This is a genomic window from Metabacillus halosaccharovorans, from assembly GCF_002019635.1.
Taxonomy (GTDB): domain Bacteria; phylum Bacillota; class Bacilli; order Bacillales; family Bacillaceae; genus Metabacillus; species Metabacillus halosaccharovorans.
This window is the reverse complement of sequence record NZ_KV917371.1, coordinates 1,886,508-1,902,349: the sequence shown is the minus strand read 5'-3', so window position 1 is coordinate 1,902,349 and position 15,842 is coordinate 1,886,508. Positions and strand designations below refer to the sequence as shown.

The 15,842-nt window shown below is 33.7% G+C and carries 16 protein-coding genes; 3 read left to right on the top strand and 13 right to left on the bottom strand.

The window, feature by feature from the left end; translation table 11 throughout:
* Positions 1-52 precede the first annotated feature (52 nt).
* The 3 genes from rpmG to BK577_RS08845 all read right to left on the bottom strand — a co-directional run bounded on the left by rpmG (position 53) and on the right by BK577_RS08845 (position 1,962).
* The gene (gene rpmG / locus BK577_RS08855) at positions 53-202 is read right to left on the bottom strand and encodes a 50S ribosomal protein L33 (protein WP_026558749.1); all 150 of its coding nucleotides are present in this window, start codon (positions 200-202) and stop codon (positions 53-55) included.
* A gap of 97 nt (positions 203-299) precedes the next feature.
* On the bottom strand, positions 300-1,505 hold the full coding sequence (locus BK577_RS08850; RefSeq protein WP_078432559.1) for a glycosyltransferase family 4 protein: 1,206 nt from the start codon (positions 1,503-1,505) through the stop codon (positions 300-302).
* Positions 1,498-1,962, bottom strand: coding sequence for a hypothetical protein (locus tag BK577_RS08845; RefSeq protein WP_078432558.1), 465 nt, complete (start codon positions 1,960-1,962; stop codon positions 1,498-1,500). The genes BK577_RS08850 and BK577_RS08845 overlap by 8 nt, the downstream gene beginning before the upstream one ends.
* A 179-nt stretch (positions 1,963-2,141) precedes the next feature.
* Between BK577_RS08845 and BK577_RS08840 the strand changes: the two genes are divergently transcribed.
* Together BK577_RS08840 and BK577_RS08835 are read left to right on the top strand one after the other, a co-directional pair.
* Complete coding sequence (locus BK577_RS08840; RefSeq protein WP_078432557.1) at positions 2,142-2,501, top strand: hypothetical protein; 360 nt, start codon at positions 2,142-2,144, stop codon at positions 2,499-2,501.
* Positions 2,498-3,013, top strand: a complete 516-nt coding sequence (locus BK577_RS08835) for an endolytic transglycosylase MltG (protein ID WP_078432556.1) — start codon at positions 2,498-2,500, stop codon at positions 3,011-3,013. Before BK577_RS08840 ends, BK577_RS08835 begins: the two co-directional genes overlap by 4 nt.
* Before the next feature lie 65 nt (positions 3,014-3,078).
* Here BK577_RS08835 and phoU read toward each other — a convergent pair whose 3' ends face one another.
* The 10 genes from phoU to BK577_RS08785 all read right to left on the bottom strand — a co-directional run bounded on the left by phoU (position 3,079) and on the right by BK577_RS08785 (position 14,737).
* A complete protein-coding gene (gene phoU, locus BK577_RS08830) occupies positions 3,079-3,735 on the bottom strand; it encodes a phosphate signaling complex protein PhoU (protein ID WP_078432555.1) in 657 nt (218 codons plus the stop codon).
* A 118-nt stretch (positions 3,736-3,853) separates the two neighbouring features.
* Positions 3,854-4,681 (bottom strand): phosphate ABC transporter ATP-binding protein PstB, encoded by an 828-nt coding sequence (gene pstB, locus BK577_RS08825; protein WP_078432554.1) that lies wholly within the window; start codon positions 4,679-4,681, stop codon positions 3,854-3,856.
* Between the two features lie 20 nt (positions 4,682-4,701).
* Positions 4,702-5,586 (bottom strand): phosphate ABC transporter permease PstA, encoded by an 885-nt coding sequence (pstA, locus tag BK577_RS08820; protein WP_026558742.1) that lies wholly within the window; start codon positions 5,584-5,586, stop codon positions 4,702-4,704.
* Between the two features lie 2 nt (positions 5,587-5,588).
* Positions 5,589-6,494: a phosphate ABC transporter permease subunit PstC gene (pstC, locus tag BK577_RS08815; protein ID WP_051475377.1), complete on the bottom strand. Its 906-nt coding sequence runs from the start codon at positions 6,492-6,494 to the stop codon at positions 5,589-5,591.
* A 182-nt stretch (positions 6,495-6,676) separates the two neighbouring features.
* Entirely contained in the window at positions 6,677-7,669 is a 993-nt protein-coding gene (locus BK577_RS08810) for a PstS family phosphate ABC transporter substrate-binding protein (RefSeq protein ID WP_078432553.1), read from the bottom strand.
* A gap of 496 nt (positions 7,670-8,165) precedes the next feature.
* Positions 8,166-9,455 carry an MFS transporter gene (locus BK577_RS08805; protein WP_078432552.1) on the bottom strand — a complete coding sequence of 430 codons (1,290 nt, stop codon included), beginning with the start codon at positions 9,453-9,455 and terminating at the stop codon, positions 8,166-8,168.
* A gap of 158 nt (positions 9,456-9,613) precedes the next feature.
* On the bottom strand, positions 9,614-10,222 hold the full coding sequence (gene sodA, locus BK577_RS08800) for a superoxide dismutase SodA (RefSeq protein ID WP_026558739.1): 609 nt from the start codon (positions 10,220-10,222) through the stop codon (positions 9,614-9,616).
* Positions 10,223-10,374: 152 nt separating this feature from the next.
* Positions 10,375-10,860, bottom strand: coding sequence for a DUF456 domain-containing protein (locus tag BK577_RS08795; protein WP_078432551.1), 486 nt, complete (start codon positions 10,858-10,860; stop codon positions 10,375-10,377).
* Positions 10,861-11,073: 213 nt separating this feature from the next.
* The gene (locus BK577_RS08790) at positions 11,074-12,867 is read right to left on the bottom strand and encodes a methyl-accepting chemotaxis protein (RefSeq protein ID WP_245823453.1); all 1,794 of its coding nucleotides are present in this window, start codon (positions 12,865-12,867) and stop codon (positions 11,074-11,076) included.
* Between the two features lie 238 nt (positions 12,868-13,105).
* Entirely contained in the window at positions 13,106-14,737 is a 1,632-nt protein-coding gene (locus BK577_RS08785; protein WP_180321205.1) for a Na/Pi cotransporter family protein, read from the bottom strand.
* Positions 14,738-14,975: 238 nt separating this feature from the next.
* On the opposite strand from BK577_RS08785, the gene BK577_RS08780 reads away from it, so the two are divergent.
* Positions 14,976-15,755, top strand: coding sequence for a DUF1189 domain-containing protein (locus BK577_RS08780; RefSeq protein WP_078432550.1), 780 nt, complete (start codon positions 14,976-14,978; stop codon positions 15,753-15,755).
* The last annotated feature ends 87 nt before the right edge of the window (positions 15,756-15,842 follow it).

The following is a 15,842-nucleotide window of genomic DNA, read 5'->3' as shown; positions in this document are numbered from 1 at the left end:
CCTCCTTTTATGGGAAATAAATAAAAAACAGTAGGAATAAATATCCTACTGCTTACTTTGTTTCACGGTGTACTGTCATTTTTTTCTCTCTTGAGCAATATTTTTTAAGCTCAAGACGATCTGGATTATTACGTTTATTCTTTTTAGAAATATAGTTACGTTCGCCACAATCAGTGCAAGCTAATGTAATATTTACACGCATGTTTCTTTCCCTCCAAACTTAAAAAAACTATAAAACAAATCAGACTTTAATATAATACCATTATTAATAAACAAATTCCACATGTATTTTATTATTTTTACTTATTAAAGAAATTTCTATTGCTTACAACTTTGTTATACACGGAAATTGTTATTCTTATAATAGATAACCATTGATATTCATCGATCATCGCCTTGTAGCCCCGCAGAGCCACAGTCTCCACATCTTTTGGATGTTGAAGGCATATATGTAACCTTTCAGCTAATTGAACACTGGAAATCCCTTCTAACAATATCCCTTGGTTATCTTTTACTATATCCTTTAACCCGCCCGTTTTAAAAGCTATAACTGGTTTTGAAGCCGCCAAACCCTCTAATGCAACAATACCAAAAGGTTCATACAAGCTTGGAATCACGACCATTTCACATTTAGATAGTAATGTATTTCGTTCTATTTCATATAGAAAGCCAACAAATTTAACTTTTGAATCTAATTTATATAATTTTGCGATTCTTTTTAGTTCATTTTCATATGGTCCGCTACCTGCTAACACAAGTTTTAAGGTTGGATACTGTAGGTGTATCTGTGAAAATGCCTCGATCAAAATCTGGAATCCCTTTTCTTTCACCAATCTCCCCATTCCTAATAAAAATGGATTTGTTATAAATGGAAACCTTTTTAATGCTGCATCTCTACCTAGCATCTCTTTAAAATCTTTAAGAATAATGCCGTTCGGTATGACAGATATAGATTTTTGTCTATTTGGTTGGCGTACTAACAAAATGTCTTTCATATATTCACTACATACTATGATATGGTCAGAACATTGCAGCAACTGATCTTCATACTCTACTATTTGAGGAATAACTCTCCCATTATTAAATTGTTTTCGTTCTCGTTCAGTCGAATGAATTGTCGAGACGAAGGGTATCCCTATCATCTTTTTAATCTGACAAGCAGTCGTTGCAAAAAACCAATCATGAACATGAACAAGATCAAATTGTATGTGGAGGTCTTGTAGAATAAATTGAGTAAATCGAAAATTAAGATTTCGGAAATAATCAGGTAAGCTCGCCGAATCCTCTTGCCATGGAAGCAAACGAAATATATGAATTCCATCATTAAATGAATATGATTCATTTTTTGTGTGAGAGATTGTCATAACTATAATTGTCAAATTTTCCTCTTTGCAAGATTGTACAAGGTCATTTACGTGTCTTCCAAGTCCCCCTATCAACTGTTCACCATATTCAGTTGTAAGATGAAGGACAGTTGATACATGTTTGGTTCCTAATTTATTCATATACCGTGTACCCGGAGAAAGCAGTATACCAACTATTATTATTTTTCGTTAATACTTGCTTCCAATCTTGATTCTTAGATTGTATATGGTTATTAGAGATACTAACTAATGAGGATTTTTTTATTGTAATTGTTTCATTTTGTGAATTTACTACAACTAACTCACAATAATATTTTCCTTTTCCTAAAGAGCTAAGCTCAATTATTCCATTACTTCCTGTAACATTCATTGTTAACATTTCTTTATTCTTTTTTACTCTAACCAAATTAACTGTACATAATAAATCACGAAAGTCTTCATTTAGAATGTCCGTAAGAAGATTTTGAGATGAGGAGATAATGTTCCATGAGATGATAATATGGTTTGGATATGGAATAATTTCAATATAATCGACAGAAATAGATGCCTGTTTACGTACAATATATTGTTCGACATTATCATAAGATCGGGAGCTCATATAGTACCTCTTCTTTCGTCATCATGTTCTCTTTATCTTATCATGATTAAAATATTACGGTTGAATGTATCAAAAAAGAAATATCGTCAAAAAACTACAATTTCTTCAAAATATCACTTCTTTCAATTGAAGATTTATGATATAAAGGTAGAGGGAAATAATCTAAGAAGGTGAAAAATATGACTATAATGATTATCATTTTGTTTATTATAAGCATTGCGCTTATCGGTGTATCTTTCTTCCAACGCGACAATGTAAAAGAACTTGAACAGGAATTGGACCATCTTCAATTGTCTGCTATGCAAGAGATCTATAAGCTTAAAAAGAAAATGCGAATTGTGGAAGAAGAGTTACTACAAAATGACGCACCATTAAAAGAACAAAACAGTTCAATCCAAGAAGAGGAAAAAGGAAACCCTACCCGTATACTTGCTAAGTATCGACAAGGAATGTCTATTGAAGCTATAGCATTATCAGAAGCAACTACTGTAGAAGAAGTAAAATTAATTGTTGAACAGAATGAGAGGGTATTAACATGAGTAAGACAGGATTTCAGGCATTTGCAGCAGGTATGATCGTAGCAACCTCTGTACTTGGTGGAACCTATCTTTTTTCAGGTGATCAACAAACAGAGGCTAACGCTGAACACAAAGAGCTCTCCGAAAAGGAAGTTGAACAATTCTTAACCAGCAACCAGCAAACGGCTATTTCAATTGATGAATATGAAGAATTACTAGCAACAAAAAATGCTGAAGTAACTGAAAAAGCAACTGAAGAAACTCCTACAGAAGAAACAACAGAAAATACAGAAGAAACAAAAGAAACTGAAGAAAAAAAAGAAGAAGTTATAAAATATAAAGTAACAATAAAAGCTGGTATGACGACAAGTGAAGTTTCTGATCTACTAGAACAAAATGCGATTATTACTGACTCCTTTGAATTTGATCAGTACTTAATCAAAAATAATTATCATACACAAGTGCAGTTAGGAACTTTTGAGGTTCAAAAGGGCATGACTTTCCAGCAGCTTGCTGAAGCAATTACTAGATAAAAGCTAAGAAGAACTTCTTCTTAGCTTTTTTATTTTGGATCATAAACCAATATATATTTTTTATATTAACTATTCAGGTCATATCTTTGACCTTTAATGAGATACATGATACTTTCAGAAATATTTGTTGCATGATCGGCCGTTCTTTCGATATAACGACATATAAAGGAAAGCTGAGTTAATTGTTGAAGATGATCTTTTTTCTCCATCAAATAAAGGATATCCTTAATCGTTTCTCCATAAAGGTCATCAACCTGGTCGTCCATATCAGCTACCTCTTTTGCTAATACAAGATCTTCTTCATTAAATGCCTTAATAGAAAGTGATAACATTTTTGTTGCTATTTCATGCATCTTTCTGATGTTATGAATAGGTTTAACTAATGGCTCGTCACCAATTCGAATTGTAGATTTTGCAATATTTACAGCAAAGTCTGCCATCCTTTCAATATCACTGGAAATTTTAATGGCTACGATCACTCTACGTAAGTCTGTTGCAACAGGTTGTTGTTTGGCGATTAAAAGAATTGCCAAATCATTGATTTCTTCGTCCAGGTCATCAACTCTATAATCATCTTCAATTATTTGTAACGCTTCTTCAATATCTTGATTTTCAAGTGCATTTATTGATTTTGTTAAGGCAACTTCTGTTAAACTACCTAATTCAATTAATTTATCTCTTAAATTTTTCAAATCAAAATCAAATTTCTCTCTGACACCCATATTCTTTACCTCCTATATACGTACTGTTATATATTCCCCAAACAGTACTTTCATAAAACTACGAAGAACCAATTTAAACAAAATAGTCGTGCACCTTCGAAAATGCACGACATTTTGTTTAACCAAATCGACCTGTTATATAATCCTCTGTTCTATTATCTTTCGGATTTGAAAAGATTTTATCGGTTACATCAAATTCAACAACTTCTCCGTTTAGAAAAAACGCTGTTTTATCTGAAATACGAGCAGCTTGTTGCATGTTGTGTGTAACGATGATTATACTATAATCTTTTTTCAAATCTTGAATTAATTCCTCTACCTTAAGAGTAGATATTGGATCAAGAGCTGAAGTTGGTTCATCCATTAATATTACATCTGGTTCAATCGCTAAACAGCGAGCAATACATAAACGTTGTTGCTGACCTCCCGAAAGCCCATAAGCATTTTCTTTTAATCGATCTTTTACTTCATCCCAGATTGCTGCACCACGTAAACTTCTCTCAACAATCTCATCTAAAATAGCTTTATTTTTTATACCGTGAATTCGAGGGCCATATGTTATATTATCATATATCGATTTAGGGAATGGATTAGGTTTCTGGAAAACCATACCTACCTTTGTTCTTAAATCTTCAACTGTATAGCTTTTATCTAATATACTTTTTTCTCTATACCTAATGTCTCCTGAAATACGAACAACCGGTATTAATTCAACCATTCTGTTTAACGTTTTTATAAATGTTGATTTCCCACAACCAGAAGGTCCAATAATTGCTGTAACTTCATTTTCATATATGGAAAGATTAATGTTTTTTAATGCCTGGTCACCACCGTACCATAAATTTAAATCTTTTGTATCATAAACAATTTTCTTATTATCTACTTGATTTCCGTCTCTATCTATATTCGTTACTTTTTTGTTTTCACGATCGGATAATACTGCCATTGTTAAAAACCCCCCGAAAATTAAAATCTATTTTGAAACTTATTTCTAATAATAATTGCAATTGAATTCATTAAGAATAATACGATTAAAAGAACAACAATTGTCGCAGCAGCAAGATTTGCATACTCAGCAACAAGTGCTGAATCAACAGTCCAGTAATAAATCTGCATTGGTAACACTGTGAATTTATCAAAAATTCCATCTGGAAGTGGAATTAACAAAGCCGGAATACCAATAACAACAAGTGGAGCTGTTTCACCTATAGCTCTTGAAAGAGAGAGAATTAATCCAGTTAAAATACCAGGAATTGCTGCCGGCAAGACAATGTTTTTTATTGTTTGCCACTTAGTAGCTCCCATTCCGTATGATGCTTCTCTTAAATACTGTGGAACAGCTCGAATAGCCTCCTGGCTTGCAACGACAACGATTGGAAGTACCAATAAAGACATCGTTAGGCCACCGGCAAGCACTATGTTCCCTAATTCAAAACTACGTACAAACACAGTTAAGCCTAAGATACCGAATACAACAGAAGGAACACCTGCCAAGTTAGATATATTCGTTTGAATAATAGATTTTAATTTTCCATTCTTTGCATATTCCTCTAAATAAATGGCTGTTCCAACTCCTAAAAACATCGTAACTGGAGCAACGACAACCATTAACCATAAAGTCCCTGCAATTGCACCCATGATTCCTGCACGTTCTGCCGTTGTTGACAGCTTACTTGTAATAAACTGAAAATCAATCCATCCAATACTATCTGAGTATACTCTATAGATTAATGTTAATAATATGACTAATCCGAAAAGTGTTGCTAATAAGAAAAGCCCTTTTGCAAGATTATTTGCAAATAGACGTGACCCCATTTTCTTTTGTACTTGTTCGACATTTACATATTTCATAATCAATACTCCTCCCTATATTTACGAGAAATATACTGGGCAACGAGGTTCATAATGAGTGTAAATACAAACAAGGTCATTGCGACAGCGTACAAACTATAGTAAATAGTTGAACCAGCAGGAGCTTCGCCTCCAGTTACTTCAACGATATAAGCAGTCATCGTCTGCATTGATTGTGTAAGATCAAACGTAAAGTCTTTGTTGCTTCCGCTTGCTATAGCTACAATCATCGTTTCTCCGATAGCACGGGAAATCCCTAATACAAATGAAGCAATCACTCCGGATATAGCTGCTGGAATAACAACTTTCCAAGTCACCTCAAGTTTTGTTGAACCAAGAGCAAGAGCTCCTTCTCGCATTGAGTTAGGGACAGAACTCATTGCATCCTCAGAAAGTGAGGCTACCATAGGAATAATCATAATACCCATTACAATACCAGGACTTAGGATATTTGTTGGATCTAAAGCTGGAATAAAGGATCTCAATAAAGGTGTTACAAAAGTATATGCAAAGAAACCATATACAATTGTAGGAATACCAGCAAGAATTTCAAGTATTGGTTTTAATATTCTTCGTACTTTATCGGAAGCATACTCACTTAAGAAAATAGCTGCCATTAAACCTACAGGAATAGCCACAAACATCGCTATTACAGTAGAGTAAATCGTCCCTGTCAGTAATGGAAGTACACCAAATTGTGCATCATCACCTAGCGGATTTAATATAGTTCCAGTATAGAAGTCTAAAAAAGGAACATCTTTGAAAAAGTTTATTGTTTCAGTTAATAAAGTAATAACTATGCCAAGAGTTGTAAGGATTGATATTGTCGCAATAGCTAATAAAAACTTAGGCATAACCTTTTCTGTGACAGAAGTTAGATTTGTAGAGCTTCTCTTTTTTTCAATCATGTCACGGATGCTTTCTTTGTTATCCAAGATCGAAAACCCCTTTCATCCTCCATTTATTTTATTTGTGGGAGGTGAAATTTTTTTAGTAGATTATATTAATAGAGGAAACACATAAGAAGATGAGAAGCCAATCTTCTCATCAACTTCTCATCTTCTGTGAATAGGAAAAGCAATAATTATGATTATTTTAATCCTTCTAGGAAGCTGATAGACTCTTGAATTACTTCATCTTTTAATGGAGCAAATCCAGTTTCTGAAGCTACAGTTTGAGCATTTTCCATAGCATAGATTGCATAATCAAGCACTTGAGGCTTCTCTTTAGCCATTCCAACATTTAAATATGTGAAGACTGGGCGAGTAAATGGTTTATAAGCTGCTGCATCATCCAAACCGATAGTATCTAAACTTGGAGCAACAGGACCATTACCAAAGTCAACATTTACTGCATTTAGCTTGTCTTTATTGCTGTCGTAGTAACCATATCCAAAGAATGCAATAGCATTTTTATCTTTAGAAACAAGATCTACAAGAGTAGAATATTCTTGTTGTAAATTTACAGAATCAACAAAGTCTTTTTCTTCCATGATAGTTTCAAACATGAATTCGTTTGTACCATGGTTTTCGTTAGGACCCATTGGCTTGATTTCTTCAGCTGGCCATTCAGGGTTGATATCAGACCATTTAGTTACTCCACCTTCAGCAAGGAAGATCTTAACTACTTCTTCTTGAGTCATTTCTGTTGCCCAATCGTTTTCTTTGTTGATAACGAACGTTAAACCATCAAGAGCAACTTGGAATTCTTTGTATTCAATACCTAATTCATCTGCTTTAGCCGCTTCTTCATCTTTGATTTCACGCGATGCATCGTTGAAATCTGTTCCGTTTTCAGCTACTAGAAACTTTTCGAAACCAGCAGAAGTACCTGCACGGCTTACTTCAACGGAAACTTCTTCATTTTCAGTCATATAATTTTCCGCCATTTTTGCCATAAAAGGATAAACTGTTCCTGATCCATCTATTACAACGCTACCTTCTAATGCAGTTTCTTCTTCATTTGAATCTCCAGATCCAGTATTTGATTCTTCTTCTGTAGATGCTCCATTACCACATGCTGCAGCGAATACTACTAAAATTCCCATTACTAAAAGTAATACTAAGCTCTTAAAGCTTTTCATTGCCATATTCCCCCTAAAGAATGTTTTTTGTTTTGTCCTACGAGTAATAGAATAACGCTTAAGTATTAATGACGTTTTAAGCAAATGTAAAGGTTTTGTAAATTCGTGGTGGAGATTGTCACATTTTGTTTAATTAGGGGCTTTCAGATGTATTAAAGATAAATAAAGGAGGTTCATAAGGGAATAAATGTAGGAATGTAAAAAAGAAGCACTTCAACTTGAGAAAAGACGGACAAAATGAGGGAGAATAATTAATCGGAGCTTTAAAAAGAAGAAATTTGAAAATGTAAAAAATAATACAAGGTTATGAAGTGTCTTCTTCACCTAAACAACCGACAGATGATGGAACAATAGGGGCAAATATACTTGTTCTTAAGTAAAAAAGACTCTCATCTATAATCGAAAAGGTGAAGAAGAAATAAAAAACTAAAAACAAAAGCAAATATCCGGATGAGGCTAACACAGGGGAATATCGAAAGTAGCCCTTTTATAAATTTCACCCACTACTATCACCATCAACAAGATTGTTTTTCAAAACTGGTTTATGACCTTTATGCTCAATGCTTTTATCACTTTCTTTCAGCTGAACATGTTTCACAAAAAAGTAGATAACGAAGTGTCCCGCACCAATAATTGCAAGTAAAATCGGAATACTTTGTTTTTCATCAAAGAAAGAAATAGCGATAATAAACCCAACTATTGAAACAATTCTACCTGCATTAAGAAAAATCTCTTTTACAACAATATATTCAATTCTAGCCTTGGCAGCACTCCATGCTTTTCCTATAACGTCATATGTTAACGACATGTATGGAACGAGTAACATAGGGTAGCCAATTGCAATAAGTACTCCATAAATAAGCAATCTTTGATAGGTCAGATCAAAAAGTATTAAGAAAATCGAAACATACAGTAACGTCCCACCAATTAGTATGAAACGTTTACGTTTCGTTTTCTTTATCACTCTTGTTGCAAGATAATAGCCCAGAAAAGCAACTGCGGAGTTAACTAATCCAAAAGTTCCTAATGCCAATTCACTTCCAGTAGAAATAAAAACAAATACACCAATTACAAAAGCAAAAGTTCCTTCACGTAAACCTTGAAAGAAATGCGCTCTGGTAATAAGTCCCCAATTTTTGTTGTTTTTTCTTTCATGAAAAATTCGTGTTAATAAATAATCTCCTTCTGCTTTTCTTCTCTTTAAAAAAAAGCTAAGCACTACTGCTCCTGAAAACAATATGAGAGAAATGGTAAAGATTGTTGTATAACCAGTAAAATTTTTTAACCTGGAAATAACAAAGCCCGCAACGATTGGACCAACCATTCCCGCTGTGGAATTCATGACACCTAAAAATCCATTAAAAAAGTCCCTCGTTTCAGGTTCTGTGATTTCAAATGTTAAAACATTAAATGCAAGCCAATAAAAACCATAGCCTATACCTAATGTCCCACCTAAAACATAGAGAAATTTTGCAGCAGAGCCTCCTATCATGAGGACAATCAAGAAGAATGAAGCTAAGAAAATAACTCCCAGTCTTAATACGATTACACGGTCGATTTTTTTAGCTAATCTACCTGCAAAGATAAATGTTAGAGGTTGCATGACCACTATTGATAAATTATAAATGGCCAAGTCGATAAACTTTCCCGATTGTTTCCATAAGTACACGTTCACAAATGTGTTAGAAAGAGCAATACTTAAGGAGTACAATCCACCTATCACTAATAATAAAACTAAATCCTTACTAACCTCTACATCACCAATAAGCTTCTTCATTTTTGACATAACAACTACTCCCCTTCAACTTCTAATACATAGTTTGTCTTATCGGATTGTAGTTATGTATTTAGATTGTAAATAGTCATATTCGGTTAAGAGAAGATTTCAAATCAAAAAGGGCTAACAAAAATGTTAGCCCTCTCTTAATAGAAAAATTATTTTAATTATTTCGCTGCGTTAAAACGCTTAGAAACTTCATCCCAGTTTACTACATTCCAGAAAGATGCAATGTAGTCTGGACGACGGTTTTGATAGTTTAAGTAATATGCATGCTCCCAAACATCTAAACCAAGAACTGGTGTTTTGCCTTCCATTAGAGGAGAATCTTGGTTTGGAGTGCTAGTAACCTCTAGCTCACCATTATTTACTACTAACCAAGCCCAACCTGAACCGAAACGAGTAGTTGCTGCTTTAGCAAACTCTTCTTTAAAGCTATCATAGCTTCCAAATTTAGCATTGATTGCATCAGCAAGCTCACCTGTCGGCTCACCGCCGCCGTTTGGTGACAAGATCGTCCAGAATAAGCTGTGGTTAGCATGTCCACCACCATTATTACGCACTGCTGTACGAATAGCTTCTGGAACAGCGTCTAAGTTAGAAACTAACTCTTCTACACTTTTACCTGCTAAATCAGCATTTCCTTCTAATGCAGCATTAACATTTGTGATATAAGTGTTGTGATGTTTTGTGTGATGAATATTCATTGTTTCTTTGTCAATATGTGGTTCTAGTGCATCATACGCATAAGGTAATTGTGGTAATTCATAAGCCATTATTAATTCCTCCTCAATATATGTACAAGTTAAAAGCCAATACAGGCTTCTCAATTCCTAGGTTACCAAAATTGTCCTATACTTTCAATTGAAAAGCCTTAAACACAAATAACAGTTTTCTCAAAAAAATAAATTATATACAAGTGAAAAAACTACCTTAGAACCTGAATGAGGAAATAAGCAATCATTATTAACTGAATAAGTCCTTTTGCAAAAACACCTGATATAAATCCTATTAAAGATCCAAATCCTGCATGAAGAGCATCTTTGAAGTTCTTTTTATGAATTAATAGCTCTGCTATAACCGCCCCAATAAAAGGGCCGATTATAATTCCAAAGAAAGGGATAATAAAAGGACCGACTAAAAGACCGATTGTACTTCCCCAAATAGCCGCTTTACTACCTCCAAATTTTTTAACTCCTAATAGATTTGCAAGATAATCCGCTCCGAACAATAAAGCAATAAAGAGCCCCTGTATAATCCAAAAAATCCATGTTAATTCAGCAAAAGTAAAGAAAAGACCATATAATAAAAATCCTATGCCAATAAATATCACACTTGGGATGATTGGGTAAATAAGTCCTATAAAAGCAACAACAAACATTAGGATGATCATTGACCAATAGATTATATGCATGGCAAAAACCTCCTTGAAAATTTTTCACTTTGCTAAGTAAAACAGGGGACTGCCTAGCTTCCAAGTTTCTGTTCTTACTTAGAATCCCCCTCACTATCTTAAAGCTATTTTGATATTAGGTGCATACACCTTTTTCTTCTAGCTTATTTATATTGGACACAAATTATAAATGACAGGTTGTATAAATATGAGAATTTATACAACCTGTCATTTTTAGTTTACGTTAAATTGTTTGGAAATGCCAGATAATGAATTGGATAATCCTTTTAATTGTAAGCCAATTTCATGAGTGCTTTCCATCTGTTGTATTTGGTCATTACTTGTTGAAAGCATTTCTTCAGTACTGGCAAGGGTTTCTTGTGAAATGGATGCAAAGCTTAATGTTTGTTCTTCAAGGTCTGGAAGTACCAACTTTAATTTTTGAAGCTCTCCCTGCATTCCTTGGAGCTTCTTACTAACTGTATCTATCTCTTTCATTAATTCATCAAATGATGCTTTTGAATCGTTTGCCGTTTCTAGATAGCGTCTTATCTTTAAAAGCATTTCATCAAATTCTTTTGTAGCACGTATAGTTACATCTTCCATTTCAGAAATTGATTTGGAGATGTCTACAGTAGCAGAAGAAGATTGTTCAGCTAGTTTACGTACCTCGTTTGCAACAACGGCAAATCCCTTCCCTGCTTCTCCTGCTCTTGCTGCTTCGATTGTAGCATTAAGAGATAATAACTTCGTCTGGTCAGCAACACCTTTTATTAAACCTACAAGATTTGTTATTGAAGATGAATGTTCTTTTACTTCTTGTATGGTTGATGTCATATGTTCAAAATCTCTCTCAAAACTGTTAATGGTATTAATTAAGTATGTATTATTCTTTTCTCCACGCTTAGCTGATATATTCATATCCTCAGAGCTTTGGAATACCATATCCATACCAGAGATTAATATTTGTATTTTTTGTTTCATTGATTGAAATCCATTTACACTGCTATCCGAGCTGCTTGCTGTTTGTTCAGCCCCTTGTTTTACAACATTAATGGCAGTTATTAACTGTCGGCTATAAGAAAGGGCATCCTCAGAAGAATGACTCAATTTTTCTCCGGTTGTTTCTAGTTCTGTTGTTGTTTCATTTATTTCATTTATAACGTTACTCATCTGTTCTATCATCATATTAAAGCTTACTTTTAGAGATTGTAGCTCCGGAATGGTTGTATTAATTAAAGCTTTTTTCTTTAAATTCCCTTCGCGCACCTCTGACATAACATTCCGAAGCTCAGTTAAAGGTTTTGTTACACTGCGAACAAATAAAATTAGCAAAATGATTGAAATAACTAAACTCACAACAATTACAGCAATCATAAATTGTGCCATTTCATTTACTGGCCCCAAATAAGATGCTGTTGGAACGATTAAAAGGTATTTCCCATTAATCTCAGGCATGTTAATAACAGAAATTGTATAGTCTTCCCCCTTAATTGTTTGGTGAAAAACCCCTTTATCTTCTTTTGCAATCTTTTCTTTAAAAGCATCTGTGAAAGAGATTTTTGAATGATTACTTACTTTAAATGTGTTGATTTCTCCATTGGAATAATAATATAAATGAGATTCAATCCCGTCTGTTTCTAACTGCCGCTGCTGGTCACGGATACTAATCTCTAACTGCTGCATAAAATATGAATCATCACTTACATATAAAAACTTTAAGTTTTTAGCGACATATGTCATAACTTCAGATTCACGACTTATACGATTTTCAATTGTTTCAATAGTTGTATCCTTCGCCTTAATATAGGAACTAATACCTACAATAGTAACAGAAACAATTAATAAGAAAATAAATAAGAACAATAAACGATTTTGCAAACTAAACTTTTTAAATGCTTTATCAAATAAACGGTTGGATGCAGATAGATTATTATTAATATTTTTCTTGTTCTGACTAAGTTTTTTCTGGTCAAACTTCTTATGTATAAAAATATTATTGATGTGGTCAACCCATTTCTTTCCCAAACCGAATCCTCCATCTCTCGTGTAATTTCGACTAATTATAACATCGAAATATTAAGCTAGTGTTAAGATTGAAAATACGTCAATAAGACATATTCCTTATTTTAAATCAGGGGATTACGGCCTGCTATTGTCCTTTCTTTTTATAGTGCAAAAAATAAATAAAAAAGGCTATATTAAATTTACTTTAATACAGCCTTAAAATAAGAAACCTTGTTTCCCTTATATATTCAATTTAAGATTAATCTCTATATCCTAAAACAGCTTCTGCAATGTTAACGGAATGATCGCCGATTCGTTCTAAATTGCTTATGATGTCAACAAAAACAATACCGGCTGAACCTGTACAGCTACCTTCATTAATACGCATGATATGCTTTTTACGAAGGGTTCTTTCCATCTTATCTATCTGCTCTTCAGATTTTAATACTTTTGATGCTAAAGCTGTATCTTTGTCATCAAGAGCTGTAACAGCATCCTTTAATGTTTGTATCGTTAATTCAAACATATCTTCTAAATCTTTTTTAGCTGAATCAGTTAATTTAACTTTGTTTGTTAATTGGTAACCAACTAATTCTACTACATTCTCAATATGATCACCAATTCGTTCGATATCTCTAACTGTGTCCATTAGCATGCTATGTTCTTCAGACTCAGTTGGAGACATTTCACTTCTTGATATAAGTACTAAATAGTCTGTAATTTTTCGATCTAAATTATTAATCGCGTCTTCTAGTTGCATGGCAGTGTCTGCATTTTTCTGAGAGTATGTTGCTTGATAGTCTCTTGCTGCTTCCAAACCAATTGTTGCAAAGTGTCCCATCCGAAGGACTTCTTCCTTTGCTTGCCCTAGTGCAATAGAAGAAGATTGTTCTATAAATATCGGATCTAAGTGTTTTGTTTTATACTCTATTACTGAATCTTCACCAGGAATTAACTTCGTCACAATAAACGCTAAGAAACCAATAAACGGTAATTGAATCAACGTATTTGTAAAATTAAAAGTACCGTGTGCAAAAGCGATCGTCATTTCAGGATTTAAATGTAATGCTCCTTGTAAATACAGCATAAAATTTGTAAATAGAGGTAAGAAAATAAGAAAAATGGTTGTTCCAATTAAATTAAAAATAACATGTGTCAATGCTGCTCTTCTTGCTGCTATAGAAGCACCAATAGATGCTAACACTGCTGTAATTGTCGTTCCAATATTATCTCCAAAAAGAACAGGTAGTGCTGCATTAATATCTATTAATCCCTGGCCAAATAACTCCTGTAATATTCCAATCGTTGCACTGGAGCTTTGAACAATAACAGTAAAAAGGGTTCCAACTACTACACCTAATAACGGATTGCTACTCATACTAACCGTTAAATCATGAAATGCCTCTAAGGTGCGGAGTGGTTTCATTCCATCACCCATCAATTCCAATCCAAAGAATAGTGCACCAAATCCAAAAACAATTTGACCGATATTATGTATTCTCTTGTTTTTAAAGAAAAATAGTAATATTGCTCCGACAGCGATTATAGGCAGCGCGTAATCCGAAACTTTAATACCGATAATAAATGCCGTAACGGTTGTCCCAATATTAGCCCCCATAATTACACCGATAGCTTGTCTAAGACTCATAAATCCAGCACTTACTAAACCAACCGTAATAACAGTTGTTCCACTACTGGATTGAATTAATACCGTCACAATAACACCCGCTAAAACACCCATTAACGGATTTGTCGTAAACTTATCCAAAATGTCTCTCAACTTATCACCGGCTGATCGTTGAAGACCATCTCCCATATACTTGATTCCGAAAAGGAAAATCCCTAATCCACCAATGAATTCAAATATCATCTTCTGGATATCTAATTCCAAAATTTCCAACTCCTCATTTCGTCTTTTGTCGACAAACATCTACAACCCTTACAATTATTAACGAAATACTGTTTTTTTGTAAAGAGATTTATTAAAAATATTTACAAAAAATTTATAATATCTTTACAAAGTGAATTTTATTTGATTATTCCTTTTATCTAGCCTTGATTCCTTGTCATTATCTTTCAAGGGATATAAAATAGAGAGCGTAAACTTTTGAAGGATGTGTCTTCTTAGCATGAATATATTTAAGCAACTTTATGTAAGTATTTATTCTCCAAAAACGATTTCGAAATTTCGGTTCCAAGGAATAGGCAAAACGATCCTGTTCGTCTTTATTTTATCCTTGTTAAGCACCTTACCAACTGCTCTTTATTTTTCAAGCAGCTTAAGTGAAGGCTTGAAAAGTTTTGATGAAACACTAAGAAACGATTTGCCTTCTTTCTCAATTGAGAATGGGTTACTCTCAACAGACTCAGAAAAACCAGTAGAGATAAAGAAGGATGGATTTTTCATCATTTTAGACGGTTCTGGAGCTTATGGTGTGGAGGAGATGGAAGCAAAAGAAAATGCAATTGGGATATTATCAGATAAATTTGTTTTTGCGGCAAATGGACAAGCACAAACCTATGAATATTCCCTTTTGAACATGGCCATCTCAAAGGAAGATATCATGGAGATCACATCACAGTTCAACCAGCTGCTTCCAATCGTACTTACAATTATGATTCTTGTTATGTACTTATTTGGTGCATTCGTAAAATTTATTGAAATTACCATTTTAGCTTTGTTTGGCTTGGCATTTAAAAACAGTCTGCAGCGAAAAGTTAACTTTAAACAATTATGGGTTATTGCAGCATACTCGACAACATTAGCGACCATCTTCTTTATCATCATGGATAGTTTGCAGGTGGTTGTTCCAAGCGGATTCTTATTGAATTGGTTTGTTCATTTAATCGTCCTATACCTCGTATTAAAAGAAATCCCACCAAATAAGAAGAAGATTGAAACCACTTAAAAAAACGCGGAGAAATCCGCGTTTTTTAAGTGCCATGTATAATTTTTAAAATTTTATTATGAAGATAAGAAAAAGCAGACATATTTA

What these genes read in the sequence shown, in the direction of transcription:
- pstA (WP_026558742.1), bottom strand. Translation starts at nt 5,586, where the DNA reads ATGAAATATGTAAATGTCGAACAAGTACAAAAGAAAATGGGGTCACGT.
- BK577_RS08795 (WP_078432551.1), bottom strand. Translation starts at nt 10,860, where the DNA reads ATGCATATAATCTATTGGTCAATGATCATCCTAATGTTTGTTGTTGCT.
- BK577_RS08840 (WP_078432557.1), top strand. Translation starts at nt 2,142, where the DNA reads ATGACTATAATGATTATCATTTTGTTTATTATAAGCATTGCGCTTATC.
- BK577_RS08845 (WP_078432558.1), bottom strand. Translation starts at nt 1,962, where the DNA reads ATGAGCTCCCGATCTTATGATAATGTCGAACAATATATTGTACGTAAA.
- rpmG (WP_026558749.1), bottom strand. Translation starts at nt 202, where the DNA reads ATGCGTGTAAATATTACATTAGCTTGCACTGATTGTGGCGAACGTAAC.
- BK577_RS08835 (WP_078432556.1), top strand. Translation starts at nt 2,498, where the DNA reads ATGAGTAAGACAGGATTTCAGGCATTTGCAGCAGGTATGATCGTAGCA.
- sodA (WP_026558739.1), bottom strand. Translation starts at nt 10,222, where the DNA reads ATGGCTTATGAATTACCACAATTACCTTATGCGTATGATGCACTAGAA.
- BK577_RS08780 (WP_078432550.1), top strand. Translation starts at nt 14,976, where the DNA reads ATGAATATATTTAAGCAACTTTATGTAAGTATTTATTCTCCAAAAACG.
- BK577_RS08850 (WP_078432559.1), bottom strand. Translation starts at nt 1,505, where the DNA reads ATGAATAAATTAGGAACCAAACATGTATCAACTGTCCTTCATCTTACA.
- BK577_RS08810 (WP_078432553.1), bottom strand. Translation starts at nt 7,669, where the DNA reads ATGAAAAGCTTTAAGAGCTTAGTATTACTTTTAGTAATGGGAATTTTA.
- phoU (WP_078432555.1), bottom strand. Translation starts at nt 3,735, where the DNA reads ATGGGTGTCAGAGAGAAATTTGATTTTGATTTGAAAAATTTAAGAGAT.
- pstB (WP_078432554.1), bottom strand. Translation starts at nt 4,681, where the DNA reads ATGGCAGTATTATCCGATCGTGAAAACAAAAAAGTAACGAATATAGAT.
- BK577_RS08805 (WP_078432552.1), bottom strand. Translation starts at nt 9,455, where the DNA reads ATGTCAAAAATGAAGAAGCTTATTGGTGATGTAGAGGTTAGTAAGGAT.
- pstC (WP_051475377.1), bottom strand. Translation starts at nt 6,494, where the DNA reads ATGATTGAAAAAAAGAGAAGCTCTACAAATCTAACTTCTGTCACAGAA.